We start from the raw sequence: 25,374 nt of genomic DNA, 5'->3' as shown, positions 1-25,374 counted from the left end.
CGCGCGCTACAGCTGGGAGGCCGCGGCCTCGTCCACCCAGAACACGGTCTTCTCCGCGCCGCGGGCGCCGGCCACCGGGGCCTCGTCCACGCTGCCCCCGGCCAGACCCAGGCGCACCGCCTCGGCCTTGCCCTCGCCCGAGGCCAGCACCCACACCTGGCGGGCCGCGCGGATGGACGGCAGCGTCAGCGTCACCCGCTCCGCCGGCGGCTTGGGCGAGTCGTGCACCGCGGCGACGGACGCCTCGTCCTCGCGCACCCCCGACAGCCCCGGGAACAGCGAGGCCACGTGGGCGTCGGGGCCGACCCCCAGCAGGCACACGTCGAACGCGGGCACGGGCCCCTCCCCGCGCGCCGCCACCGCCAGCTCCCGGCCGTAGCGGGTCGCCGCGTGCTCCACCTGGCCCCCGTCGAGCCCGTCGGAGGCGGGGATCGGGTGAACCTGGTGGCTCGGGACGGAGATCGAGTCGATCAGGGCCGCGCACGCCTGGGTCTCGTTGCGCTCGGGGTCCTTGTCCGGCAGGTAGCGCTCGTCCCCCCACCACAGGTGGACGTGGTCCCAGCTGATCCCGGCCTCGTTGGCGTGGTCGCGCACCGCCTCCAGGGCGCGGATGCCGATCCCGCCCCCGGTCAGGACGAGGTGGAAGTCACGCTTGTCGGCCTCGGCCTGGACGATCATGTTGACCAGCTTCAACGCGACGCTGTCGGCCAGTCCTGCGGCGTCCGCGTGGCGGACGATCTCCGGTTCGCTCATCCTCGTGCTCCGCTCTCCGCGAGCAGCGGCCCCAGGTGGCGGGCCGCGCTCTCGTAGGTCTCGTCGGCGTCCAGGCGGCGCAGCTCCTCGGCGAGCGCCAGTGCGGCGCCGCGCCGTGCCAGCGCCACCGTCTGGTCGGGCTGTCCGAACCGCGACAGCGTGGCCACCCTGCCGTCCACCCGGGAGACCGCGATGTCCCCCTCCGAGGTGGTCAGCCTGACCTCGGTCAGCCCGGGGCCGTGGGAGACGGCCCGTTCCACGGGCGCCTCCAGCCGGTCCGACAGCCACGCCGCCAGCAGTTCGGCGCTCGGGTAGTGCGCCTCGGCCGTCACCCTCGCCGAGTTCACCCACCCGCACGGCTGGTCCATGGCGCTGGCCAGGAGCGAGCGCCACGGCGTCAGCCGGGTCCAGGTCAGGTCCGTGTCGCCCGGACGGTAGTGGGCCACCCGTTCCACGAGGTCCCGCAACGGGTCGGGGGCGCGCAGCGCGTCGGTGATGCGGCGCTGGGCCAGACGGCCCACGGGGTCGGCGGCCGGGTTGAGGGGGCCCGCTCCCGGCCACCACGCCACCACGGGGGCGTCGGGGACCAGCAGCGGGGTGACCACCGAGTCCGCGTGCTCGCCGAGCGGACCGTACAGCCGGAGCAGCACGGCCTCGCCCGGCCCGGAGGTGCCGGGTCTGCGGATCTCGGCGTCGATGGCCGGTTCGGCGTCGGGGTCGCGCCGGATCAGGGCCACCACGCGCGAGGGGTGCTCGCGGCCCGCCTCGGTGGCGGCGCGCACGGCGTCGTAGTGGTCGGCCTCGTCGGTGACGATGACCAGGGTCAGCACCATGTTCATGGCGCCGCCGCCGACGCTGAGCCGCTCGGACATGAGCGCCTCGGTGATCTGCGACGTCGTGGTGCGCGGCAGGTAGAGCGTCATGGGTTCCTCCCCGCGTGGTCGTGGCTGCTCACGGGCGCCGCCACTGGCGGCCGTCCCTGGCGAGCAGGTTCTCGGCGGACTCCGGGCCCCAGGTGCCCGAGCCGTACTGCTCGGGCCGGCCCGACTCGGCCCAGTACTCCTCGACCGGGTCGAGGATGCGCCAGGAGAGCTCGACCTCCTCCTGCCGCGGGAAGAGGGGCGGGTCGCCGATGAGCACGTCCAGGATGAGCCGCTCGTACGCCTCGGGGCTGGCCTCGGTGAAGGACTGCCCGTACGTGAAGTCCATGCTCACGTCGCGGACCTCCATGCTCGCGCCCGGCACCTTGGAGCCGAACCGCAGCGTGACGCCCTCGTCCGGCTGGATGCGCAGCACCAGGGCGTTCTGGCCCAGTTCGCTGACGTCGGTGCGCGGGAACATCTGCTGCGGGGCGGCCTGGAACACCAGGGCCACCTCCGTCACCCGCCGGCCCAGCCGCTTGCCGGTGCGCAGGTAGAACGGCACCCCCGACCAGCGGCGGGTGTCCACCGCCAGCTTCAGCGCCGCGTAGGTCTCGGTCACGGAGTCGGAGGGGATGCCCTCCTCCTCCAGGTAGCCGCGCACCGCCGCGCCGCCCTGCCACCCCGCGGCGTACTGGCCGCGGGCGGTCCCGGTCCCCAGGTCCTCCGGCAGCGACACCGAGGCCAGGACCTTCTCCTTCTCGGCGCGGATCGCGTCCGCGCTGTAGGAGATCGGCTCCTCCATGGCGACGAGGGCCAGGAGCTGCAGGAGGTGGTTCTGGATGACGTCGCGGGCCGCGCCGATCCCGTCGTAGTAGCCCGCGCGCCCGCCCACGCCGATGTCCTCGGCCATGGTGATCTGCACGTGGTCCACGTAGCTGCGGTTCCACAGGGGCTCGAACAGGGTGTTGGCGAAGCGCAGCGCCAGGATGTTCTGGACCGTCTCCTTGCCCAGGTAGTGGTCGATGCGGAACACCGACGACGGCGGGAACACGTCGTCCACCACCGCGTTGAGCTCCTGTGCGCTCTCCAGGTCGTGGCCGAACGGCTTCTCGATCACCACCCGGCGCCAGGGGGTGACCTTCAGGCCCCCGCCCGCGGGCCCGTCGTCCTCGCCGGGCTCGGCCAGGCCGGACCGCTTGAGCTGCTTGACCACCGTCGGGAACAGCTTGGGCGGCAGCGAGAGGTAGAACGCGTAGTTCCCGCCCGTGCCGCGCACCGTGTCGAGCTCGCGCACGGTCTCCGCCAGGCGGTCGAACGCGTCGTCGTCGTCCAGGTCGCCCTGCACGAACCGGACGCCCTCGCTGAGCTGGCGCCACACGTCCTCGCGGAACGGCGTGCGCGCGTACTTGCGCACGGCCTCGTGCGCCTGCTCGGCGAAGTCCTGGTCCTCCCAGTCGCGGCGGGCGAACCCCACCAGGCCGAAGCCCGGCGGCAGCATCCCCCGGTTGGCGAGGTCGTAGATCGCGGGCAGGAGCTTCTTCCTGGCCAGGTCGCCCGTGACACCGAACAGCACCAGCACGCTGGGGCCGGCGATGCGGGGCAGTCTGCGGTCCAGGGCGTTGCGGAGCGGGTTGGGTACCGCTCCGGGCATCACCGGTTCTTTCACAGGTCTCTTCCTTCTGAGAGCGGCCGGTGGGCGGTGGCCCGCCGCCCGCGCCCACGCCTCGGGGGCGCGGGCGCGGGCGGCGACGGGGCCGGGGCGGTCCCGCCCGGGCCGCGGGCCGGGGGGACGCCTCAGGCCGAGGCGGCCAGCTTCTCGGAGAGGCCCTCGAGCAGGCTCTCCCACGAGGCGACGAACTTGGCGACGCCGTCCGTCTCCAGGTGGCCGAACACCTCGGTGAGGTTCACGCCCGCCGCCTCCAGGGCGGCGAAGTCGGCGTGGGCCTGCGCGTAGCTGCCGAGCACGGTGTTGCCCGTGACCACCGCGTGGTCGCCGGCGGCGTCCAGGGTGGCCTGCGGCATCGTGTTGACGGTGTCGCGCGCGACCAGCCCGGTGACGTAGAGGGTGTCCTCGTAGGCGGGGTCCTTCACGCCGGTGGAGGCCCACAGCGGGCGCTGGGGCTTGGCGCCGAGCGCTTCCAGGGCCTTCCACTCCTTGCCGTCGAACACCTGCTCGTAGGCCTGGTAGGCCAGGCGGGCGTTGGCGAGCGCGGCGCGGCCGAGGAGCGCCGTGGCCTCCTCGGTGCCGATCGCCCGCAGCCGCTTGTCCACCTCGGTGTCCACGCGGCTGACGAAGAACGAGGCCACGGACTGGATCCGGGAGAGGTCGTGGCCGTTGGCGCGGGCCAGCTCCATGCCCTCCAGGAACGCGTCCATCACCTGGCGGTAGCGCTCCAGGGAGAAGATCAGCGTGACGTTGACGCTGATGCCCATCCCCAGCACGCGGGTGATGGCGGGCAGGCCCTCCGCGGTCGCGGGGATCTTGATCATCAGGTTGGGGCGGTCGACCAGCCACCACAGGGCCTTGGCCTCGGCGACCGTGCGCTCGGTCTCCATGGCCATGCGCGGGTCCACCTCCAGGGAGACCCGGCCGTCGACGCGGTCGGTGGCGTCGTACACCGGGCGGAGGGTGTCCGCCGCCCAGCGGATGTCGTAGGCGGTGAGCAGGCGCACGGCCTCCTCGACCGTGACGCCGCGCGCGGCGAGCTCGCTCACCTGCTCGTCGTAGGCGTCGCCCTCGGACAGCGCCTTGTCGAAGATGCTCGGGTTGGACGTGACGCCGACGACCTTGTGGGTCGACATCAGCTCTGCCAGGTTGCCCGTCCGCAGCCGCGTGCGGCTGATGTCGTCCAGCCAGACGGACACGCCTGCCTCGGACAGGTCCTGGAGTGGGTTGCTCATGGTGTTCGCGCCTTCCTCACGGGCGTTGCCGCCCTCTCGCACAAGGGGAGCGGGTCCCGCCGGGCGGCGGCGGGACCCGCGCTGTCAGCGTCCGGCCCTGGCGGCGCTCTTGCGAGCGGCCTCCACGACCGCCTCGGTGGTGAAGCCGAACTTCTCGTACAGGGTCTGGTACGGGGCGGAGGCGCCGAAGTGCTCCAGGCTCACCGACTCGCCGGCGTCGCCGACGTAGGAGCGCCAGCCCATGGCGATGCCGGCCTCGACGGACACGCGGGCGCGCACCGACGACGGCAGCACGCTCTCGCGGTACTCCTCGCTCTGGTCCTCGAACCACTCCACGCACGTCATGGACACGACGCGGGTGGGCGTTCCGGCCTCCTCCAGGACCTTGCGGGCCTCCACGGCGATCTGCACCTCGCTGCCGGTCGCCAGCAGGATGACCTCCGGGGAGCCGCCGGTCGCCTCGGCCAGCACGTAGCCGCCCTTGACGGCCTCCTCGGCCGGGGCGTACTCGGACCGGTCCAGGACGGGCACGTTCTGCCGGGTCAGGGCGAGCGCGGCCGGGCGGCCGGAGTTCTCCATGACCGCGCGCCACACGACGGCCGTCTCGTTGGCGTCGGCCGGGCGGATCACGTCGAGGCCGGGGATGGCGCGCAGCGCCCACAGGTGCTCGACCGGCTGGTGGGTGGGGCCGTCCTCGCCCAGGCCGATGGAGTCGTGCGTCCACACGTAGGTGACCGACAGCTTCATCAGCGCGGCGAGGCGGACGGCCGGGCGCATGTAGTCGCTGAACACCAGGAAGGTGCCGCCGTAGGGGCGGGTCGGGCCGTGCAGCGCCATGCCGTTGAGGATCGAGCCCATGCCGTGCTCGCGGATGCCGAAGTGCAGCACGCGCCCGTACGGGTTGCCGGGGAACTTGCTGCTGGCCCGCTCGAACGGCAGGAAGGACGGCTCGCCCTTGGGCGTGGTGTTGTTGGACCCGGCCAGGTCGGCCGAGCCGCCCCACAGCTCCGGGAGCACCGGGGCCAGGGCCGAGAGCACGTCACCGCTGGCCTTGCGGGTGGCGACGCCCTTCTCGCTGGGCTCGTACGTGGGCAGGGCCTCCTCCCAGCCGTCGGGGAGCTTGCCCGCGGCGAGGCGGTCGAACAGCTCGGCGCGCTCGCCCGCGCCCTGGTGCCACGCGTCGAAGGCGGTCTGCCACTCGGCGCGGGCCTCGCCGCCCCGCTCCAGGGCCTTGCGGGTGTGCTCGATGACGTCGTCCTGGACCCCGAACGGCTCGTCCGGCAGACCGAGGATGCGCTTGGTGGCGGAGATCTCGTCGGCGCCCATGGCGGCGCCGTGGACCGCGCCGGTGTTCTGCGCGTTGGGCGCGGGCCAGCCGATGACGGTGCGCAGCTTGATGAAGGTGGGACGCTCGGTCTCGGCCTTGCCGCGCAGGATCGCCTGGTAGAGGGCGTCGACGTCCTCCACGTACGAGCCGGTGGAGGTCCAGTCGACCTCCTCCACGTGCCACCCGTAGGCGCGGTAGCGCGCGGCCACGTCCTCGGAGTGGGCGATGCGGGTGTCGTCCTCGATGGAGATCTGGTTGTCGTCCCAGATCATGATGAGGTTGCCCAGGTTCTGGGTGGCGGCCAGGGCGCTCGCCTCGTGGCTCACGCCCTCCTGGACGTCGCCGTCGGAGCAGAACGCGTAGACGTGGTGGTCGAACGGGCTCGCGCCCGGGCCGGCGTCCGGGTTGAACAGGCCGCGCTCGCGGCGGGCCGCCATCGCCATGCCGACGGCGTTGCCCACGCCCTGGCCCAGCGGGCCGGTGGTGGTCTCCACGCCCGCGGTGTGGCCGACCTCGGGGTGGCCCGGGGTCAGGCTGTCCCACTGGCGCAGGGACTTGAGGTCGTCCAGCTCCAGCCCGTATCCGGCGAGGTAGAGCTGGATGTACAGGGTGAGGCTGGAGTGGCCGATCGACAGGACGAACCGGTCCCGGCCGACCCAGTCGGGCGCGGCGGGGTCGTGGCGCATGACCTTCTGGAACAGCAGGTACGCGGCGGGAGCCAGGCTCATCGCGGTGCCGGGGTGTCCGTTACCCGACTTCTCTACCGCGTCCATCGCCAGCGCCCTGACCGTGTCGACGGCGCGGAGGTCGAGGTCCGACCACTCCAGGGATTGCGGGGTGTGGGCGTTCACGGACTTTCGTTCTCCTTCTCGGGCACCCCTGGCGCCCGGTCTGCGGGCTGGGTGCGTCGGTTGCGTTGGTCGTCGGCGGCGCCGGGCACCCCGGGAGGGCCCGACGGAGGGACGGGCCGTGAGGGGTGCGGGAGGGCGGGCCGCGCTGCGGTTGTCAAGGCGCGGACGCGTCATCGGTGGTGCCCCCGGCGACGGCCGCCGCGGCCGGGAGACCACGACGGGTTCGGCCGTGTTCGAGCCTATCGTCCGCGCCCCGGGATGTCGTTGCCCGACACCTCTCATTACCGAGTGGTAGCACCGCTGGTCCGGCGGTGCGCGGGCCGTGCGCCGGGGGAGGCCCGTGCCCGGGGGTCCCGGCGCGTGGCAGGCTGGATGAGCGACGGGGCGTGTGCGACCCTTCTGTACACCCGGCGGCCCGTGTGCGATCCGCGCAGCCGGGACCAGGGCCTTTCGTTGTGAGGGGGCTGGTCCACGGTCCCCGCGAGGAAGTACTACAGTATGTCGTTGACGGGGTTTTCGCCGTTCCTGACGCTTTGTCGGTCCGCTCGGCCCCGCGTGGCGAGCAGTGTCGAAATCCCGAGAGTTGTCGAGGTATCCGCGTGTCTGAAACCGAGCCGGTACCCCCCGTGGGGACGCGAGCGAGCCGTCCGGCCGTGAGGACGCGGCACTGATGGCGCTCACGAACCGCGTACCGGGCACCACCCCCGACGGACGCGAACCCGGGGCCCCCCGCAGGGCCACCACGGGCGAGTACGTCAAGGCCTACGTGGCGCTCTCCAAGCCCCGCGTCATCGAACTCCTCCTCATCACCACCATCCCGGTGATGTTCGTCGCCGCCGGAGGCGTGCCGCCGCTGTGGACCGCGGTCGCCACCCTCCTCTTCGGCACGATGTCGGCGGCCAGCGCGAACGCGATGAACTGCTACATCGACCGCGACATCGACCGTGAGATGCGTCGCACCAGGCAGCGCCCCGGCGCGATGGACCTGGTGACCCCCCGGGGCGCCCTCACCTACGGGCTGGTGCTCGCGGTCGGCTCCACGGTCGGGTTCGCGCTCCTCGTGAACCTGCTGTCGGCCGCGCTGTCGGTCTTCGCGATCCTGTTCTACATCTTCGTCTACACGCTGCTCCTCAAGCGGCGCACGGCCCAGAACGTCGTCTGGGGCGGGATCGCCGGGTGCATGCCCGTGCTGATCGGCTGGGCGGCCGTCACCGACAGCCTCGACTGGGCGCCGTTCGTCCTGTTCCTGGTCGTGTTCTTCTGGACGCCGCCGCACACGTGGACGCTGGCCATGCGCTACCGGGAGGACTACGCGCAGGCCAAGGTGCCGATGCTGCCCGTGGTCGCCAGCGACCGCCGGGTCCTGCTGGAGTGCGTGCTCTACAGCTGGGCCACCGCCGTCGTGTCGGTCGTCTTCTGGCCCGTGGCGGGCACCACCTGGTTCTACGGCGCGGTCGCCGTCGCCCTCGGCGCGCTGCTGGTGTTCCAGGCGCACCGCCTGCTCAGCCGCTCCCGCGCGGGGGTCACCGGCGCCCAGCTCAAGACGATGGGCTTCTTCCACCTGTCCAACGCCTACCTGGCGCTGCTGTTCGTGGCGGTCACCGTCGACCCGCTGATCGCGAACGCGTTGGGCTGACCCCGCCGACGCACACGTGGCGCCGTCCCCCCCCCCCGGGGGCGGCGCCACCGTGCTGTCCGCGGCCCCGGCCGTGCGGGGCGTCGGCCGCCCGGCCCCCGCCGGCGCGCACGCGCGGGACCGGCGCCTGTCCCGGGCGGCCCCCTCCTCGGCCCTTCCCGTCGGCGCGCACGCGCGGGACCGGCGCACGGCGGCGGGCACGGGGGCGGGGCCGGTCCCGGGGGACCCGGCCGCGCGGGGGATGACACACGGTGCACGGACACGCCACCCTTCGTGGCGAAGGGGGCGCCTACGGGTGCTGTGTCCCGCGTTGTCACCGGTCACCGCTATAACCTCACCATGGCAACGACTTCCCCACCCCCTGCCGCCGACCTGGTCTGGACAGACGGCCCGGACGGCTACGCGCTCGCCCTCGACGGCTCCTCCCTCGTGTGCCGCAACGCCAAGGGCCGCAGGCTCAAGACCGTCCCCAAGAAGGTGCGCGAGTCCGCCGAGGCCGAACACCTCCGCGGCCTCCTGCTCCGGCTCGAACGCCACGAGCGCGAGTGCGTCGAACGCGTCGAGTCCTGGCTCCTGGGCTCCCTCCCCGTGCCCGCCTCCGTGATCGCCCGCGTGTGGGCCGACCCCGCATGGCGGGAACTGCTCACCGACCTCTTCGTCGTCCCGGCCGGGGGCGGCGACGGCGGCTTCCTGCGGGGCGTGGACGACCGCGGCCGGATCGGCGTCCTGGACCTGGACGCCGAGAGCGTCTGGCTCGACGCCGACCGGGTCGTCCCGGCCCACCCCGTCCTCCTCGAGGACCTGGACGACGTCCGCGAGTTCGCCCTCGAACTCGGCATCACCCAGCGCCTGCCGCAGCTCACCCGCGCGATCCACCGCAAGCCCGACGCCGTCGAGGCCGGCGCCACCGCCGTCGAGGACTACTCCGGCGGGGAGTTCGACCAGCTGCGCCACGCCACCGGGCGCGCCCAGCGGTACGGGTTCACGGTCCGCGGGGGCTACGCCGTCTGCCGCGTCACGGAGCGGGGGCGCCAGGTCCAGGCCCGCTACTGGATCGGCTCCGAGGCGCCCGACTACGAGACCGAGACCGGCCGGCTCCTGTGGGTCGACGACGCCGAGCGCCCCCTCCGGCTCGGCGACGTCGGCCCCATCGCCTGGTCCGAGGGCATCCGCATGGCCGAGCTGATCCACGCGGGTCGCAGGAACACCGAAGAGGAGACGACGCAGTCGTGACCACCACCCCCGGCACCGGCCTCCTCGAAGCGGGCCTCGCCCCCCTGGACGCCACGGCCGACGGCGCCACCGACGCCGTCCGCGCCCGCGCCTACACCCACCCGATGCTGGGCGGCCGCACCGTCGTGCGACTCGTCCCCGACACCCTCGCCCCCGCCGAGGACGCGGCCCTGGACTTCCTCGGCTTCACCGTGGAGGACGCCTCCGAGCCCCTGGCGCTGGCCCGCCCGCGCGGCCTCGGCTACCCCGAGTGGGCGCTGGTCAACGACCCGGAGCGCCGCGCCGAGGCGCTCGCCCTGGTCCGCCCCATGGAACGCGCGGCCCGCCTGGCCGCGAACCGTCCCGGACCGGCCTCCGACGAGTTCGCGCGCATCGCCGAGGGCGTGCCCCTGCACCACCTGCCCTCCTACTGGGAGCAGGCGGGCCGCGCGTTCGTCGCGGCCGGCAACGCACGCACCGCCGCCGTCATGTTCGGCCGCGCCCGCGAGGCCGAACGCGTCTACAGCCTGCCCGTGGACGAGGCCACCCGCCGGGAGGCCTTCCTGGAGTTCGCCTTCGCCGGCGCCCTCACGGTCAAGGCCCTGGCCGGGCACGCCGCCGAACTCGCCGCGCGCTACGAGCCCGCCCGCGCCTACGCGGAGTTCCGCGAGCTCAGCGTCCGCCGGACCCTGGGCGGGCTGCCGCCCTGGACCGGCTTGCCCAAGCAGATCCGCTCCCTCGCCGGGGCCGCTGGACTCGACCCGGCCGAGGAGGAGTCCGCCGTCCTGCGGGAGCTCCTGACCGTGCCCGCCACGTCCTCGGCCCCGGAGGGCTTCTGGAGGGCGGCGCGGCCGGGCCTGGTCGCCCTGGGCCGCTCCGACGGGGACGCCGCCCGCGCCCTGCTCGGCCTCTTCGTCTCCGGCGGGTCCGCGTTCCAGCAGTGGTGGCTGGAGATGCTCGACGACGCCGGGGCCGTCGACCTCCTCGCCGACCCGGCCCGGCCGGTCCCCGGAGGCGCCGCGGCCTGGTTCTCCCGGATGGTCTCCCACTGCCGGGGCTGGCGGCGGAGCGTTCCGGGCCGCCTCCTGGAACTGGTGCCGCGCCTCGCCGACCGCCTCCGCGCCGACGGCGACCCGGTCGGCCTCGGAGGGCGCGGCAGCCGGTTCCGCGGCGAGGTCTCCCCGGTGCTGCTCGACATGTGCCTCGAACTGGGCGTGCCCGTGCTCCCGCCGGAGGAGGCGGCCCTGGACCTGGAGTCCTGGGTGGTCGACCGGGGCGGAGCCCCCCGGCGCGACCTCGCCCACGTGCGGGCCGACCCCGTGTGGGAGCCCGTGCTCGCCGCCTCCGCCGCCGGGTACGGCCGGCATCACAGCCGGGTCCTGGACGAGCTGCTGCCCTACGAGTACCTGCACCCCTATGTGGACCGGCGGCTCGGAGAGCTGGTCGGCGCCATGGGCGGGACGGCCCTGGCCCAGCTCGGCATCCACCTGGAGCAGCTCAGGTCCGAGGTCGGGGGCGACGCCTTCCGGGCCTTCCCCGACCGCCTCGCCCAGCTGGAGTCCGTCGACGTCGCCGCGGCGCTCGCCGCGACCCTGCGCGCCGGCATCGTCGGCGAGTACGCCTGGGAGGCGCTGGAGGAGGCCGCCAGGGAGCTCGGCGCGACCGGTACCGGCAAGGGGCCCGGGATCAGCGGCACCGCCAGCTGGCCCGTCCTCACCCTGGCCTCCGTCGCCAAGGTGATCGCGGTCGGGCCGCGCGGCAGGGTCGCCGAGCACACCCCCCGCCTGCCGGCCGGAGCCAAGGACGTCCGGGCCGTGTACGCCGACGGGGCCCTCCTCGTCGTCTACCGGGTCGACTACGAGAACCGCGGCTACTGGACCACCGACCCCGACACCGTGCTCACGTTCCCCGGCTACGGCTCCGCCGTGCACTCCTGGGGGTCGCGAGGCGGGAGCCCGGGCATCGCCCAGCTCACCGCGGACGGCGCCCGCATGGGCGGCCACCGCGCCGTCCGGGCCGGCGACGACCCCGGCAAGGCCGACCGCCACGTGCTCGGCGACGGCCGCACCCACTGGGTGCTGGACCGCGGCCGACTGCACGAGGCGGACCCCGCCACCGGGGACCGGGGCCGCAGGAGCCTGCCCGCCTTCCTGGAGGACCAGCCCCTCGCGGAGGGGGAGCTGCTGCTCGAACACGCCTGCACGCTGGGCCCCCTGGACGAGCCCACGGAGGGCTCCCCCCTCGGAGCGGCCGACGGGGTCGCCGGGTTCGCGGTCGTCGGACTCGGCCGCGGCGCGGGGGGCGCCGCGTTCCGGATCACCGCCCCCGACGGGCGCTCCGCCGAGGTACGCGTCCCGGCCGGGAGGGGACGCCACCTCTACGCCGCCAGCACCCCGGCCGCCCTGTTCACCGCCCCGGGCGGCGCCACCCACGCGCTCAGCGGCGCCGGGGGCGCCACCCTCCTGGCGGCCGACGGCTCCGGGCAGATCTGGAGCTGCCACACGGGCACCGCCTGCGAGTGCAACGCCAAGTGGGGCGTCCCCTACCTCCCCGAACCCGTGTTCTGGCACTTCATGACGGCGAGGGACCCCCGCTCGTCCGCCCTCCTGCGCCGCGTGTCCGCCGCCGACCTGGGCCCGCTGCTGGACGCGGCCGAGTCGGAGCGGCGCGCGAGCAGGACGCCGGGCACCGAGCTCACGCGGAAGTCGGCCGGGGCACTGCTCTCCGAGGACGGGGCCGCCCCCGACACGAGCCTGGTGTGGAACGTCACCGGGCTCGCGCACTCGGCCGCCGGGATCCGGGCAGAGCTGGGCGAGTACCTCACCGGGACCCGCCGGACCGTGGAGCGCGCGCCGAGGAGGCCCGAGTCGGAGCCCCTGGCCCGCGGCCTGCACCGCTTCCTCCCCGACCTGGGCAGGGGCGACCACGACGCCAGGGCCCACCTGGAGGCCACCTCCCGGTTCCTGCGGGGCGAGGCCGACGCGGGGGAACTCGCGGACCGTCCCCGCACCAGCGCGGACTGGAGCGTCCTCCTCGGCCGGATCGGCGCCCTGGCCTGGCAGGCCGCCCTGCCCGGCGTCGCCGAGGACGAGCGGGCCGCCCTGCTGGACTTCCTGCGGAGGTGGTCGGGGACCCTCTTCGCCGACCGCGGCGCGACCGTGGAGACGGGGAGGGTCGTCGGCGGGGAGGAGTTCACGACCCTGGCGGGGGAGGGGGTCCGCCGGGCCGACATGGGGTTCCGCTCCAGGGTCCCCGGCCCTGAGGCCCGCTTCGGCAAGCACAGCACCCTGCACACCTTCGTGGAGGCGGGCACGGGCGCGGCCCCGCCCGCGGAGTCCCCCGAGGCCGGGTACGAGCGCCGCCGGGCCGACCTGGCCTGGGGCGACGCCGCCCAGCTCACCGCGTTCACCGCCGCCGTCGCCGAGCACGGACCGGTCCCCTGGGACCCCGGCGCCGCCGAGGCCCTCGCCGAGGACACCGGGCTGGTCCCGGAGGCCGCGGAACTGCTGCTGCGCGCCCCGTGGAGGGTCGGCGCGGGCGCGGTCCCCGACCTGGCCCGCCGCGAGCTGGGGCTGTCGGCGGTCGGCGCCCGGTTCGCCGCGGAGGAGTTCGCCGGCGTCACCGCGCAGGACGTGCTCGACCTGTACAGCGAGGCCCTGCCCGAAACCCCGGAGGGCATCGCCGCCCTCTGGGGGCCGGGAGGCGTGTCCGGGGTCGCCGAACGCGTCGCCCGGGCGTGGAACGCCCGCTTCGGACGCCGGTCCGCCCTGCCGGAGTCCACCCTGACGGCGTTCGGGGCGTCGGGGCTGGACCGGGTCTGCCTCCAGCGGCTGCGCCTCCTCGCCGACCACACGGGGGAGGCGGCCCTGACCCGCGACGCCGTCTCGGAGCTCCGGCTGTCCCGGGGCCGCCACCACGACTCCACGGAGCTCCTCCACACACCGGTGGAGGCGGGGCGGCTGTCCGCCGTCCTCGTCGACCTCGCCCACCTCATCCCGTGGGCCTGCGCCGAACTCCCCGCGGGGGACCCGGTGCGCGAGGGCGTCCCCGCCACCCTGGCCGCGGTCCGGGAGCGCCTGAGCGCCCCCGGGCTGCTGCTCGGCGCCGGGGCGATGTGGGTCACCGACGTCCGGCGGCGCCTGGAGGAGGCGGGGGGCGAACCCTACCGGGACTCCGCGGGCGGCGCCCCGTTCGCGGAGAGCGCCGACAACGGCGTGGCCGTGCTGACGTCCGTCGGCCGCGGCGTGGTGCAGGTGTGGTTCCGCCCGTCCGGGCTGGGCCAGGACGTCCGTTCGCGGGTGCTGCGGAGCGTGGTGGCCGACGGCTCGGGCTACGGCGGGCAGGGGGTCCTCGCGGAGGTGGAGCTCCTGCTGAGCGAGGGCTTCGCCGCCCTGGCCGAGCGGGTCTCCTCCGGGGAGCTGCCCGAGGGCGCCAAGGAGCACGACCCGGCCGCCTCGGCGCCCGGGGTCCTGGAGGAGGCCCGCGCCGAGCTCGGGCTCTCGCCGGACGCCGCCCGCCTGTACCTCCAGCTGCTGACCCTGCTCGAACCCACCGACCGCAGGATCCGCGCGGTCAACGGGTGGACCCCCGCACGCCACAAGAAGGTCCAGGCGGAGCTGGCGGCGACGGACCTCGTGCTGACCGCCAAGCGCTCCAGGTCGGGGCGCTCGGTGTTCGTCCCCGGTCCCTGGACCGACGCCAAGGCGCCCAACCTGCCGTACGAGGCGTGGAAGCTGCCGCTGTACGACCTGGGCGCCGGGAGGAACCGCCTGCCCTCGGGCCGGCTGGTGAGGTTCCACGCCACCCGCCCCCTGCCGGACCTCTTCGCCGAGGCGTGGGGACGCTTCCGCGACGGGGACCGGCCCGGCCGGTAGCCCGCCGGTCCGCGGCCGCGCCTCCCGGGCACGGCCGCGGACCGCGCCCCCCGCCGCCCCCGCGCCGCAGGCCGGGGCGCCCCTCCGGACGCCGCGGGCGTCCCCGAACCGTGTGCCGCGCGGACCGGCCCCGCCCGTCCCCGCCAGACCCGACCAGAACCCACCCCGAGGAGAAGCGGTGCCAGAAACCGCGTCCGACGTCCAGATCGAGCCCGCCGAACTCCGGTACGCCGGAGAACTCGCCTTCCTCGCCGCCCACGACCCCGGGCCGCGCCCGCCCGGCTGGCGGCTCACCCCCCGCGCCGTCGTGACGTTCGTCGTCGGCAGCGGCGGCGCCGCGCTGCGGCTGCCCGCCCCCGTCGACGGGCTCCCGTCGAGCATGGAGATCCCCGCCAAGTTCGTCGGTGAGCGGGGGCTCGTCGAGCGCTGCGTCGTCACCCTCGCGGGCGAACGCGGCCTGCTGCTCGTCGGCGAACCGGGCACCGCCAAGTCGCTCCTGTCCGAACTCCTCGCCGCCGCCGTCAGCGGAACCGGCTCGCTCACCGTGCAGGGGACCGCGGGGACCACCGAGGAACACCTGCGCTACGGCTGGAACTACGCGCTCCTGCTCGCCAAGGGCCCCACCGTCGACGCCCTCGCGCCCTCGCCGGTGCTCACGGCGCTGCGGACGGGCCGCGTCGTCCGGGTCGAGGAGGTCACCCGCTGCCTGCCCGAGGTCCAGGACTCCCTGGTCTCGCTGCTCTCCGACCGGCGGATGGCCGTCCCCGAGCTCACCGACGACGGCCAGTTCCTGGCGCGGCCCGGCTTCAACGTCATCGCCACCGCCAACCTGCGCGACCGGGGCGTGTCCGAGATGAGCGCCGCGCTCAAGCGCCGCTTCAACTTCGAGGTGGTCCCGCCCATCGCCGACCTGGAGGCCGAGGTGGACCTCGTGCGCCGCCAGGCCGGCACGGCGCTGGCCCGTCACGGCCACGAGCTCCCCGTGGACGACGCCGTGCTCGAAGCGCTGGTCACCGCCTTCCGCGACCTGCGCTCCGGAGCCTCCGTCGAGGGCTGGCCCGTGGAGCGGCCCACCACCGTCATGAGCACCGCCGAGGCCGTCGGCGTCACCACCTCCCTCGGGCTGCAGACCGCCTACCTGGGGGCGGCCGACCCCCTCGCCCTCGTCCCGGGCTACCTGCTGGGAGCGGTCCGCAAGGACGACCCCGACGACCAGGGGCGCCTGCTCGCCTACTGGGACTCCGCGATCCGCCACCGGGCGGAGAACGGGGCCCGGCTGTGGAAGCGCCTGTACGAGCTGCGCCACGTCGTGGGGGAGTGATCCGCGTGTCCCACGAACCGGACCACCGGGGTCCCTCGCCCGCCGCAGGCGGGGCCCCGGCGCCGGACGCCGCAGAGGCCCTCTGCGGGCCGGCGGGCGCCGCAGCCGTCCCCGAGGCCCTGGCGGCGTGCACGGAACCCCTCCTCATCGGGGTGCGCCACCACTCGCCCGTGCTCGCCGCGGCGGTCCCCGCGCTCCTGGACGCGGCGGACCCCGACGCCGTGCTCGTCGAACTCCCGCTGGAGGCCGGGCCGTGGCTGGAGTGGCTGGGCCACCCGGACACGGTGGCCCCGGTCGCCCTCGTGCTCGGCGACGCGGGGAGGGGGGACCACTCCTACTACCCCTTCGCCGACTTCTCGCCCGAGCTCGCGGCGGTCCGCTGGGCGCGTGCCCGGGGCGTGCCCGTGCACGCCGTGGACCTGCCCGCCTCCCTGGCCGTCGACGAGGCCCACGCCGGTCCGGCCGAGGGCCCGGCGCCCGACCGCGCGCTGCTGCGCGCCGCCGGCGTCGAGGACGGGGAGGAGCTGTGGGACCGGCTGGTGGAGGCGCGCTCGTACGGCGCCGCCCCCGAGAGGGTCCGCAGGGCGGCCCTCGCCCTGGGGTGGGCGCACCGCGCCGCCGCCCTCCGCGCGGGCGGGATCGGAGCCCGGGACCGCGCCCGCGAGACCTGGATGCGGCGCCGCGTCGGCGAGATCGGCGCGGCAAGGCCGGTGGCGGTCGTGGGCGCGTTCCACGCCGCCGCGCTCCTTCCCCCGCACGCCCTGCCTGCGGTGGTCCGGCCGGCGGGTGAGGGCGCCCCGGGCGGCGCGCCGGACACCGCCGCGGCGGCGTTCCTGAGGGGGCCCGAGCCGGAAGGACTCCCGCCCACCGGCGGGATCACCGTCCCCGCGCCCGGGGAGCGGCCCGGCGAAGGGCTCTCCACCGCCCTCATCCCCTACACCTTCGCCCTCCTGGACTCGCGTTCGGGCTATCCGGCCGGTATCCGGGACCCCGAGTGGCAGCAGGACGTCCACGCCGCCGGGGGAGACCCCGAGGGGATCGAACGCGCGGCCGTCCGGCGCCTGGCCGCCATCGGCGGACGCCTGCGCGCGGACGGACACGTGTGCGGGGTGCCCGACACGACCGCCGCCTACCGGATGGCCCGCGACCTCGCGGCCCTGCGCGGTCTGCCCGCCCCGGGCCGACGCGAGCTGGTGGAGGGCCTCTCCGGCGCACTCGCCCAGGGCGAGCCCCTGGGCCGGGCCCGCGCCCTGGCCCGTGCCGCCCAGCACGAGCTGGTCGGATCCCGGCGCGGCGCCCCCGCCCCCGGGGCCCCGGTCTCCGGCCTGGTCGCCGACGCCGCCTCCCTCCTCCGCCGGCTCGGCCTGCCCGGCCCGGGGGAGGAGGGCCGGGACATGAGACTGGACCCCCTGCGCGGCGGCCGCGACCGCGAACGCCACATCGTCCTCCACCGCCTGTACGCGGCGGGCGTCTCCTACGCCGAACCCCGGGAGGGCGGCCGCACCGCCGACGGGGAGACCCTGGGCCGCCTGTGGACCGCGCGCTGGACACCGGCCACCGGCGCCACCCTCGAACTCGCGTCCTGCTACGGGCCCACCCTCGAACAGGCCGCGCGCGGCCGCGTCGCCGCACGCCTCCGCGACGCCGGGGACGGCGGGGAGGGCTCCCTGACGCCGGAGGCCGCCGGCGCCCTCCTCACCCAGGCCGCCGAGTGCGCCCTGACCGACCTGGCCGCCGAGCTGGGCGACCGCGTCCGGGAGGAGGTGCTGCCGAGGGCGGGCCTGTCCGACGCCGTGGAGCTCCACGACCGGGTCCAACGCGTCGTCTCCGGCCAGGTGCCGGGCATGCCGCGGGCCCCCGAGCCCCTGCACCTGCTGCGCGTGCGGCTGGCCGAGGCGGCGGTCGCCTCCGTCCCGGGCGTCTCCGGCAGCACCGACCCGGCGGACGCCGCCGCGCTGCTGCGGGTCGTGCGCCTGGTCCAGGACCAGGCGCCGCTTCCCGGTGCGATGGGGTCCCAGCGACTCCTGTGGCACCTGGGGCTGCTCGCCGAGAGCGGCGGGCCGCTCGCCCAGGGAGCCGCCTCCGCCGCGCTGATGGTCCTGGGCGCCCTCCCGCCCGGGGACATGGCCGCACGCCTGGCCGGCTGGGTGGAGGCGGCCGCCGGGGGAGGGCCGCTCGCCCTGCGCCTGGCGGGGGCCCTGACCGTGGCCGCCCCCGTGGTCGAGGCCGACGCCGGCGTCCTGGACGCGCTCACGGCACGTGTGGAGGCCTGGTCCGACCCCGGCTTCCTCACGCGGCTGCCCGCCCTGCGCGAGGGGTTCGAGGCGCTGTCGGCGGCGGCGCGCTCGCGCTTCCTGGACGCGGTCACCGAGAGGATCGGCGAGGTGGACGCCCGCCTGGAGGTGCCGCCGGCGCTGGCCCTCGCGCTGGCCGGCGCGGACGCCGCCGCACGAGCGGCCCTGGAGTCCCTGGTGCCGGGGCTCCTCCACGGTGCGGACGCGGCCCCCGCGGGGTCGGGGACGGCCGCTCCGGCCGCCGGCCACCGGGCCGCGGGCGCCCCCGGCCCGGGCACGCCCGCACCCGGCGTCCCCTCCGGTCCGCTTCCCGCCGGGACGGGGGACGGCGCCGGCCCGTCCGCCCCCGCAGGAGCGGTCCCCCACGCGGACGGGGCGGAGCGCCCCGGGACGGCCCGCGCGGCGGCGCCCCCCGGCGTCCCGGACCCCGCCGGGCAGCTTCCCCCGGGGCCGGCCCCGGACGGGGGCGCCCCGCACGCCATCGGGGCCGCGGACCGGTGGCGGCTCGTCCTCGGGCGCAGGCCCCGGGGCGGCGGGACCCTGGCCCGCAGGGCGTCGGCGGCACTCGACGAGCTGTACGGCCGCGGCCACGGTGAGGGCTCCCAGGAGACCGCCAACCGCCCCGGTGCGAGGGGCGGCGACGGGAGCCCGGAACCCGCCGCGCGCCGGTGGGACGAGGAACTCCAGGACCTCTTCGGCGGCACCGTCCGCGAGGAGGTGCTGGGCCGGGCCGCCGCGCGCGGCCGGGCCGACGCCCTCGACCACCTCGACCCCGGCCGGGTCACGGCCTCCGTCGACCTGCTCGAACAGGTGCTCTCGCTGGCCGGGGCGCTGCCCGAGGCGCGCCTGGCCAAGCTGCGCCCCCTCGTCGCGGCGATCACGGAGCAGCTGGTGCGCCGGCTCGCGCGCCGCATGAGCCCCGCCCTGTCGGGCCTGTCCGTGCCGCGCCCCACCAGCCGGCGCGGCGGACCGCTCGACCTCGGCCGCACCGTCCGCGCCAACCTGCGCACGGTCCGCCCCGGCCCGGACGGTCCGCTGCTGATCCCCGAGGAGCCGGTCTTCCGGACCAGGGCGCGGCGGAGCGCGGACTGGCACGTCCACATCGTCGTGGACGTGTCGGGGTCGATGGAGCGCTCCACGGTCTACGCGGCCCTGGTCGCGGCGGTCCTGCACGGCCTGCCCGCGCTGAGCGTGTCGTTCACGACCTTCTCCACGGAGGTCGTGGACCTCACCGACCGGGTGCCGGACCCGCTGTCCCTCCTGTTGGAGGTGTCCGTGGGCGGGGGCACCGACATCGGCGCGGGGCTGGCGCACACCCGGGCGAAGGTCAGGGTCCCCAGCAGGACCATCGTCGCTCTCGTCACCGACTTCGAGGAGGGCGGGAACCTGTCCCGCACCCTGGCCGAGGTGCGCGCGCTCGCCGCCTCCGGGGCCCACCTGCTCGGGCTCGCCGCCCTCGACGACACGGGGGCGCCGGTCTGCAACCAGGCGCTCGCCGCGCAGTTCGTCGCCGCGGGCATGCCGGTCGCGTCGCTGAGCCCGCAGGAGCTGGCGTCGTGGATCGGTGAGAAGGTGCGGGGGTGAGCGCCCGGGACGGGCACGCCGCCGGGGCCCCGACGACGGTGCCGCGCGGGCCGGGCGCCCCCCGGACCCCTCCGCGGGACGCGCCCGCCGGACCTGTGCCGGAGGGGAGCCCCCGGGGCGCCGCGCCCCGCGGCCGGGCGGGGCCGCGGAGGGGACCCCGCACGCCCCGGCCCGCCGGCGGACCCCGACCGCCGTGCCGTGACCACCGTGCCCGACCGACCACCGGGGGCCGCCGGGCCGTCCGGTCCCGTACGCACACGCAGTCCGAGGAGGACCCCAGGTGACCGCCGAACGCCCCCGCATCGAACCGGGCCTGCTCGCCGAGCTGCTCGAGGCCGCCCCCGGCCGGGTCCGCCGCAAGCTGGACGCCGCCCCCCGCGCGGCCGAGGGGTGGGACTGGAGCCTGGACGGCCCCGTGTGGACGGTCGGGGCGGGGAACGAGACCGTGACCCTGACCGGCCCGAGGATCACCGAGTCCTCCCAGGCGGTCTGCACCTGCCTGCTCAGCCCCCGCTGCCTGCACCTGCTCTCGGTCGTCGGCCTGCTGGCGCCCACGGGCGAGGACGGCGAGGACGGACCGGGGCCCGGCGCGGAGCCGCATCGCCCCGTGCCGCCCGGGGAACCCGCCGGGGACCGGACCGCCGGAGCCGTCCCCCCGCAGGGCGGGGAACCGGGGCCGCCCGCGCCGTCCGGCCGGGGCGGGCGGCCGGAGGGGACGGACGGTGCGGCCGTCCCCGCGTCCGCGGGCCGGAGCGGCGCCGCGGAGACCGCCCGCGCCTCCGGGGACCCCGTCGCGGATCCCCTCACGGCCCCGGCCGGCGTGGACGGCGACGCCCGCGCCGCGGCCGCGCTCGCCTGGGCGGCCGGGGCCCGGACCCTGGCGGCGGGGGTCCGCGCGGCGGGTTCCTCCCAGCGCTCCGAACTCCTGCGGGCCGCGGCCACGGCCCGCGCCGCCCGCCTGCCCCGCCTGGCCGCCGCCTGCACCGCCGTGGCCGCCGGTCCGCGCGACCACGCCACGCCGGCCTTCGCCCTGGCCGAGTACACCGCGGCCCTCGCCGGGCTCCTCGACACGTCCTGGCGGCTCGGCGGCGGACCGGAGGGCCCCCGTCCCGAGCCGACCCTCGCGGACGTGGGCATCGGCCGCCGCTCCTACACCGAGGTCGGCTCCCTGCGGCTGTACGGGCTGGGCTGCGAACGCGTCGTCACCGCGTCCGGGTACGCGGGCGTCGTCACCCACGCCGTGTCCCTCGCCGGCGGGACGCGCCTGTGGAGGATCGGCGACGTCGCCCCCGGCGGCCCCGACAGGGCCGCCGCCGTCTACGGCGCGGGGATCGCCTTCGGAGGGTCCGCGCTGAGCCACCGCGACCTCGGCCGCTCGGGCATGGTCGCCCAGCGGGTCGCGGCCAGCGCCGACGGCCGTCTGAGCGGGGGGTCCGCGACGACGGCGGCGGTCTCCGCCGGATGCGCCTGGGACGAGGAGCCCCTGGCGGTGCTGTGGGGGCGGCCCCTCGCCGATCAGGTCGCCGCGGCCGTCGCCGCGCAGGCGGCCCCCGTCCACCGCACCGGCGACGACCTGGTCTTCGCCGACCTCACCGTCACGGGTGAGGCGGAGGGCGGGACCGCGGTCGTGGAGGCGGCCACCGGCGCCCCCCTGGTCCTGGGGCCCGACGGCGCCCAGGACCTCCTCCGGGCGCGCAACCTCCTCCGGCTGGCCGCCGAACCCGGACTCGCGCTGCGCGCGGTGGCGCGGCCGGTCCCCGAGCGGCCCGGGTTCCTCGTGCCGGTGGCGGTGCACGCTCCGGGGCTGCCCCTGCCCGCCGCCTGGAAGGGGCGGGTCAACCTGTCCCTGGACACCCTGCCCTCGGCCGGATCGGCGGACCCGACCCGCTCCCGGCCGACGGAGCCGCCCGGAGCGGACCCCGGCCTGGGCGCCCTGACCAGGGTCCTCGCCCGGATCGCCGAGGCGGGACGGGAGGCCGCCCCGGACGGCTCGGCGCTGCCCGCCCGGCTGCGGGGCCACCACCTGCCCACCGCCGCCGACGTCCTCGGCGAGGTGGTCGGGGCGGCCCGTGAGCGTCGGCGCACCGCCACGGGCGAGTCGGTGGTCCCCCCGCCGGACCGCCTGGCCCGCGCGTGGCTGGCCGCGACGACCTACCTGGGGGCCGCACACCGGCACCTGCGTGTCCTGGCGTGGGCCGAACGGGTCGGCGGTCCGCCCCGGCCGGCGGCCTGACCGGGGCCCGGCGGGCCCGTGCCCGGTCCGGGCCCTCCCGGGAACGCGGGGGCCCCCCCCCCCGGGGGGGGGGGCCGCGGGGCCGGGGGGGGGCCCCCCCCCCCCGGCGGGGGGCGGCCCCCCCCGGGCGGGGGCCCCCCCGGGGCCCGGGGGGCCCGGGCCCGGGCCGGGCCCCCCCCGGCCCGGGGGGCCCCCCCCCGGGGGGGGGGGGCCCCGCGTTCCCGGGAGGGCGCCCCGACGAAAGCGGCGGTGACGCGCCCGCCCCGCGCGGATCAGGGCCTGCGCCAGGCCAGCACGGCCGCCCACACCGCGGCCCCGGTCAGGACCAGGGCGAGCGGGACGTGCGCCTGGAGCGGCCCGTAGGTCCCCAGCGCGGCCTGCGGGAAGCCGAGCAGGAACGCCGCCAGGCCGGTCAGGAGGATCGCGCGGGGGCGGCCGGGGCCGCCCCCGGAGCGGTACCAGTACAGGCCCGCCGCGACCACGAGCAGGCCCGCCGCCACGTGCACCCCGAACGCGCCGTAGTAGTGCAGGGGCAGGGCGGCGGTGTTGAACGTCACCAGCTGCCCGGCGGTCGCGCCCTCCCAGAGGACGGCGGCCAGCTGGAGGAGCGCCGTCACCCGTATCGCCCACAGGAGCGGTGGTGCGGTGGTGGACGGCATGGTGGTCGGTTCCATGGCGGGGCCCTTCCGTTCTCGTGCGCTCGCGACTCGCGGACTCCGATCCTGCCCCATACGGGGCGTTCCGTCCCCGCGCGCCGCCGCCGGAGCGTGTCGCCCCCCTTGCCCGCCCGGGGCCGCGCCGCCCGGGAGCGCGCGCAGTCTCGCGCAGCCCGCCCGGGGCCGCGCCCCTCCCGCCGGGGGCGAAACACGTGGTCGCCGCGGTTCCCGCTACGATCGGTGCCCATGCCCCGACTCGACAGCAAGGCCATCCTCCAGGGCCGACGCTCCCGTTACTCGACCACCCTCATCCTGGGCATCACCGTCAGCGTGGTGTGCATGGTGGGCATGCTCGTCTACCTGTGGCTGCTCGCCATGGCGGGCGGGGCCGCGGCGGGCATCGACGGCGCCGTGGGGTTCGGGGTCAGCCTGGTCGCCGCCGTCATCCCGGTCGGCATCCTCGTGCCGCTCATCCTCATGCTCGACCGGATCGAGCCCGAGCCCGGCTGGGTGCTGTTCTTCGCCTTCGCCTGGGGTGCGGGCGTGGCGGTGGTGGCGTCGCTGCTGCTCAACGGCTGGGGGCTGGCCCACGTCACCGTGCCGCTGTTCGGGCAGGAGCTGGGCGGCTTCCTGGGGACGTCCGTGGTGGCGCCCCTGGTGGAGGAGAGCGCCAAGGGCGTGGTGCTGCTGATCCTGCTGTGGCGCAGACGGCACGAGATCGACACGTTCACCGACGGTGTGGTCTACGCGGGGATGGTCGCCACCGGCTTCGCCTTCACCGAGAACATCCTGTACTTCCTCAGCGCGTTCTTCGACGGGACCCTCGTCGCGACCTTCGCCATCCGCGGGGTCATCGCCCCCTTCGGCCACCCGGTCTACACCGCCATGATCGGCATCGGCGTCGCCTACGCGGCCATGCGCACCGGCCGCCTGCGCCTGCTGGCGCCGGTCGGGGGCTGGGCGCTGGCCGTCCTGCTGCACGGCATGTGGAACGCGTCCACCCGTTTCGGCTGGACCGGCCTGGCCGTCGCCTACGTCGTGCTGTTCGCGGTGCTGATGGGCGTCCTGGCGCTGGCGGCGCGCGACCGGCGGGGGCAGATCGGCGCCATCGACCGGTACCTGCCGCCCTACATCTCCACCGGGCTGGTCACACCGGCGGACATCACCATGCTCAGCTCCATGCAGGGGCGCCGCCGGGCCCGTGAGTGGGCGGGGCGCAACGCCGGCCGGCGGGGGCGGACGGCGATGAAGGAGTACCAGCTGGCCGCGACCGAGCTGGCGCTGCTGCACCAGAGGCTGGACGCCGGGTCGGCCCGCCAGGACTGGAAGGTCCGCAGGGACTCCTTCCTGGCGCTGATGCACGTGGCCCGGGACACCTTCCTGGGGCGGGTGCCCCAGCCGGTCACCCCGGGCTGGGCGGAGAAGCCGACCGACTCGGGGTTCCTGCGCCGGGCCGACTTCGCCCACGTCATAGCGCAGGCGAGGAGCCAGCAGGAGTACGTCCCCCGTCACGGCCAGCAGGCCCCTCCGGGCCTCGGTTGAGGCCGTCGTCGACGACCTCCCCCACGGGCACCAGGCGGCTGGTGGAGAAGTACAGCCGGGAGACGGCCACCCAGGTCAGGGCGGAGCCGAGCACGTGCAGGACGACCAGCGCCTCGGGGAGCCCGAGGGCGTACTGGGTGTAGCCCAGGACCCCCTGGAGGAGCACGATCGCCACGAGGGCGGCGCTGCTGATCCGGACGGGGCGGCGGGCGCCGCTCCGGAAGGCGATGACGGTGGCGGCCAGGGCCCCGACCAGGGTGAGCCAGGCCAGCGCCGAGTGGATGCGCGTGACGACCGGGATGTCGAACCCGAAGCGCGGGGCCGCCGCGTCGCCGCCGTGGGGGCCGGAGCCGGTCACGACCGTGCCGGCGACCAGCAGGAGGAAGCCGATCACGACCAGGCCGACGCTGATGGCGTGCAGCATGGGGCCGACGGAGACCTGCGGCTTGCCCTCGGGCTCCCGGCAGCGCACGTACAGGGCGACCGTGATGAAGGTCATCACCATGGACAGCAGGAAGTGCGTGGCGACCGAGGCGGGGTGCAGGTCGGTCCACACGGTGATGCCGCCGACGACGCCCTGGCCGAGGACGCCGAACGGGATGATGGCGGCCATCCGGACCAGGTCGAGGCGGCGCGGCGACATCCGCATGACGGCGATGAATGTGATGACGGCCACGGCCAGCACGACGAAGGTGAGCGTCCGGTTGCCGAACTCGACGGCGGCGTTGAAGGCGGCGTGTCCCGTGTCGATGGGCACGAAGCTCTCGGGGGTGCACTTGGGCCACTCCGAGCAGCCGAGCCCGGACTCGGTGACGCGGACGGTGGCGCCCGTCACGGCGATCCCGGCGTTGACCGCGATGTTGCCGAGGGTCCAGGCGCGCAGGGACCTCGGGGTCGGGTTCCAGATGGTCCGGGCCAGGAGGACCAGGGCGAGCACCCCGGCGACGGCCACGGCGACCTGCCAGGCCCACAGGGGGGCGCCGAGAAGGATGATGTCCTCCGCCGCGAGCGGGGGGAGCGTGTTCGGGGCCAGCGTCGCGGCGGCCGGGAGATCAGACATACGACAGAGCGTAGTACTTCCTTCGACCACTGTGGCACCGGGGTGCCTCCAGTGAAATGCGAGGTGACGGGGGTCATGGGGGGAGGCTGTGGTCGCGTTCCGCCCGGGGGCCGTCCGGCGGGCGCCGCTGCGGCGGCCCCGATCACGGCCGTGGGGGGGGGGGGGGGGGGGGGGGGGGGGGGGGGGGCGGCCCGCCCCCCCCCCCCCCCCCCCCCGCCTCCGGCGCACCGCCCGGGGGCGGGCCGACGCGGGCGGGCCGCGCCGGCC

The 25,374-nt window shown here is 76.4% G+C and carries 14 protein-coding genes; 7 read left to right on the top strand and 7 right to left on the bottom strand.

The annotated features are described in order from the left end of the window. Nucleotides 1–6: 6 nt before the first annotated feature. From pgl to tkt, 5 genes are all read right to left on the bottom strand, one after another. Nucleotides 7–753 (bottom strand): 6-phosphogluconolactonase, encoded by a 747-nt coding sequence (gene pgl / locus ACIRPH_RS27585; RefSeq protein ID WP_402919436.1) that lies wholly within the window; start codon nt 751–753, stop codon nt 7–9. Next, complete coding sequence (locus tag ACIRPH_RS27580) at nt 750–1,676, bottom strand: glucose-6-phosphate dehydrogenase assembly protein OpcA (RefSeq protein ID WP_355013468.1); 927 nt, start codon at nt 1,674–1,676, stop codon at nt 750–752. Before ACIRPH_RS27580 ends, pgl begins: the two co-directional genes overlap by 4 nt. Nucleotides 1,677–1,704: 28 nt before the next feature. Next, nucleotides 1,705–3,267, bottom strand: coding sequence for a glucose-6-phosphate dehydrogenase (gene zwf / locus ACIRPH_RS27575; protein WP_402919575.1), 1,563 nt, complete (start codon nt 3,265–3,267; stop codon nt 1,705–1,707). A gap of 143 nt (nt 3,268–3,410) precedes the next feature. Then, nucleotides 3,411–4,517, bottom strand: coding sequence for a transaldolase (gene tal, locus ACIRPH_RS27570; protein ID WP_402919434.1), 1,107 nt, complete (start codon nt 4,515–4,517; stop codon nt 3,411–3,413). 84 nt (nt 4,518–4,601) lie between these two features. Further along, a complete protein-coding gene (gene tkt, locus ACIRPH_RS27565; protein WP_402919432.1) occupies nt 4,602–6,695 on the bottom strand; it encodes a transketolase in 2,094 nt (697 codons plus the stop codon). Between the two features lie 670 nt (nt 6,696–7,365). On the opposite strand from tkt, the gene ACIRPH_RS27560 reads away from it, so the two are divergent. From ACIRPH_RS27560 to ACIRPH_RS27535, 6 genes are all read left to right on the top strand, one after another. Continuing rightward, a complete protein-coding gene (locus tag ACIRPH_RS27560) occupies nt 7,366–8,331 on the top strand; it encodes a heme o synthase (protein ID WP_402919430.1) in 966 nt (321 codons plus the stop codon). Nucleotides 8,332–8,670: 339 nt separating this feature from the next. Continuing rightward, complete coding sequence (locus ACIRPH_RS27555) at nt 8,671–9,564, top strand: DUF4132 domain-containing protein (RefSeq protein ID WP_402919428.1); 894 nt, start codon at nt 8,671–8,673, stop codon at nt 9,562–9,564. Then, nucleotides 9,561–14,417 (top strand): hypothetical protein, encoded by a 4,857-nt coding sequence (locus ACIRPH_RS27550; RefSeq protein ID WP_402919426.1) that lies wholly within the window; start codon nt 9,561–9,563, stop codon nt 14,415–14,417. The genes ACIRPH_RS27555 and ACIRPH_RS27550 overlap by 4 nt, the downstream gene beginning before the upstream one ends. A 178-nt stretch (nt 14,418–14,595) precedes the next feature. Continuing rightward, entirely contained in the window at nt 14,596–15,738 is a 1,143-nt protein-coding gene (locus tag ACIRPH_RS27545) for an AAA family ATPase (RefSeq protein ID WP_402919424.1), read from the top strand. Between the two features lie 5 nt (nt 15,739–15,743). Continuing rightward, the gene (locus ACIRPH_RS27540) at nt 15,744–19,616 is read left to right on the top strand and encodes a DUF5682 family protein (RefSeq protein ID WP_402919422.1); all 3,873 of its coding nucleotides are present in this window, start codon (nt 15,744–15,746) and stop codon (nt 19,614–19,616) included. A 280-nt stretch (nt 19,617–19,896) separates the two neighbouring features. Then, nucleotides 19,897–21,849 carry a hypothetical protein gene (locus ACIRPH_RS27535; protein WP_402919421.1) on the top strand — a complete coding sequence of 651 codons (1,953 nt, stop codon included), beginning with the start codon at nt 19,897–19,899 and terminating at the stop codon, nt 21,847–21,849. A 272-nt stretch (nt 21,850–22,121) separates the two neighbouring features. Here the strand turns inward: ACIRPH_RS27535 and ACIRPH_RS27530 are convergent, their stop codons facing one another. After that, a complete protein-coding gene (locus ACIRPH_RS27530) occupies nt 22,122–22,523 on the bottom strand; it encodes a hypothetical protein (protein ID WP_402919419.1) in 402 nt (133 codons plus the stop codon). Nucleotides 22,524–22,751: 228 nt separating this feature from the next. On the opposite strand from ACIRPH_RS27530, the gene ACIRPH_RS27525 reads away from it, so the two are divergent. Then, nucleotides 22,752–24,047, top strand: coding sequence for a PrsW family intramembrane metalloprotease (locus ACIRPH_RS27525; RefSeq protein ID WP_402919417.1), 1,296 nt, complete (start codon nt 22,752–22,754; stop codon nt 24,045–24,047). On the opposite strand, the gene ACIRPH_RS27520 is transcribed toward ACIRPH_RS27525, so the two are convergent. Then, on the bottom strand, nt 23,974–25,107 hold the full coding sequence (locus ACIRPH_RS27520) for a heme A synthase (RefSeq protein ID WP_402919415.1): 1,134 nt from the start codon (nt 25,105–25,107) through the stop codon (nt 23,974–23,976). The genes ACIRPH_RS27525 and ACIRPH_RS27520 overlap by 74 nt on opposite strands. Between the last annotated feature and the right edge of the window lie 267 nt (nt 25,108–25,374).

The sequence above is a fragment of the Nocardiopsis sp. NPDC101807 genome (assembly GCF_044766605.1).
Classification (GTDB): domain Bacteria; phylum Actinomycetota; class Actinomycetes; order Streptosporangiales; family Streptosporangiaceae; genus Nocardiopsis; species Nocardiopsis tropica.
This window is presented reverse-complemented; position numbering and strand designations above follow the sequence as displayed.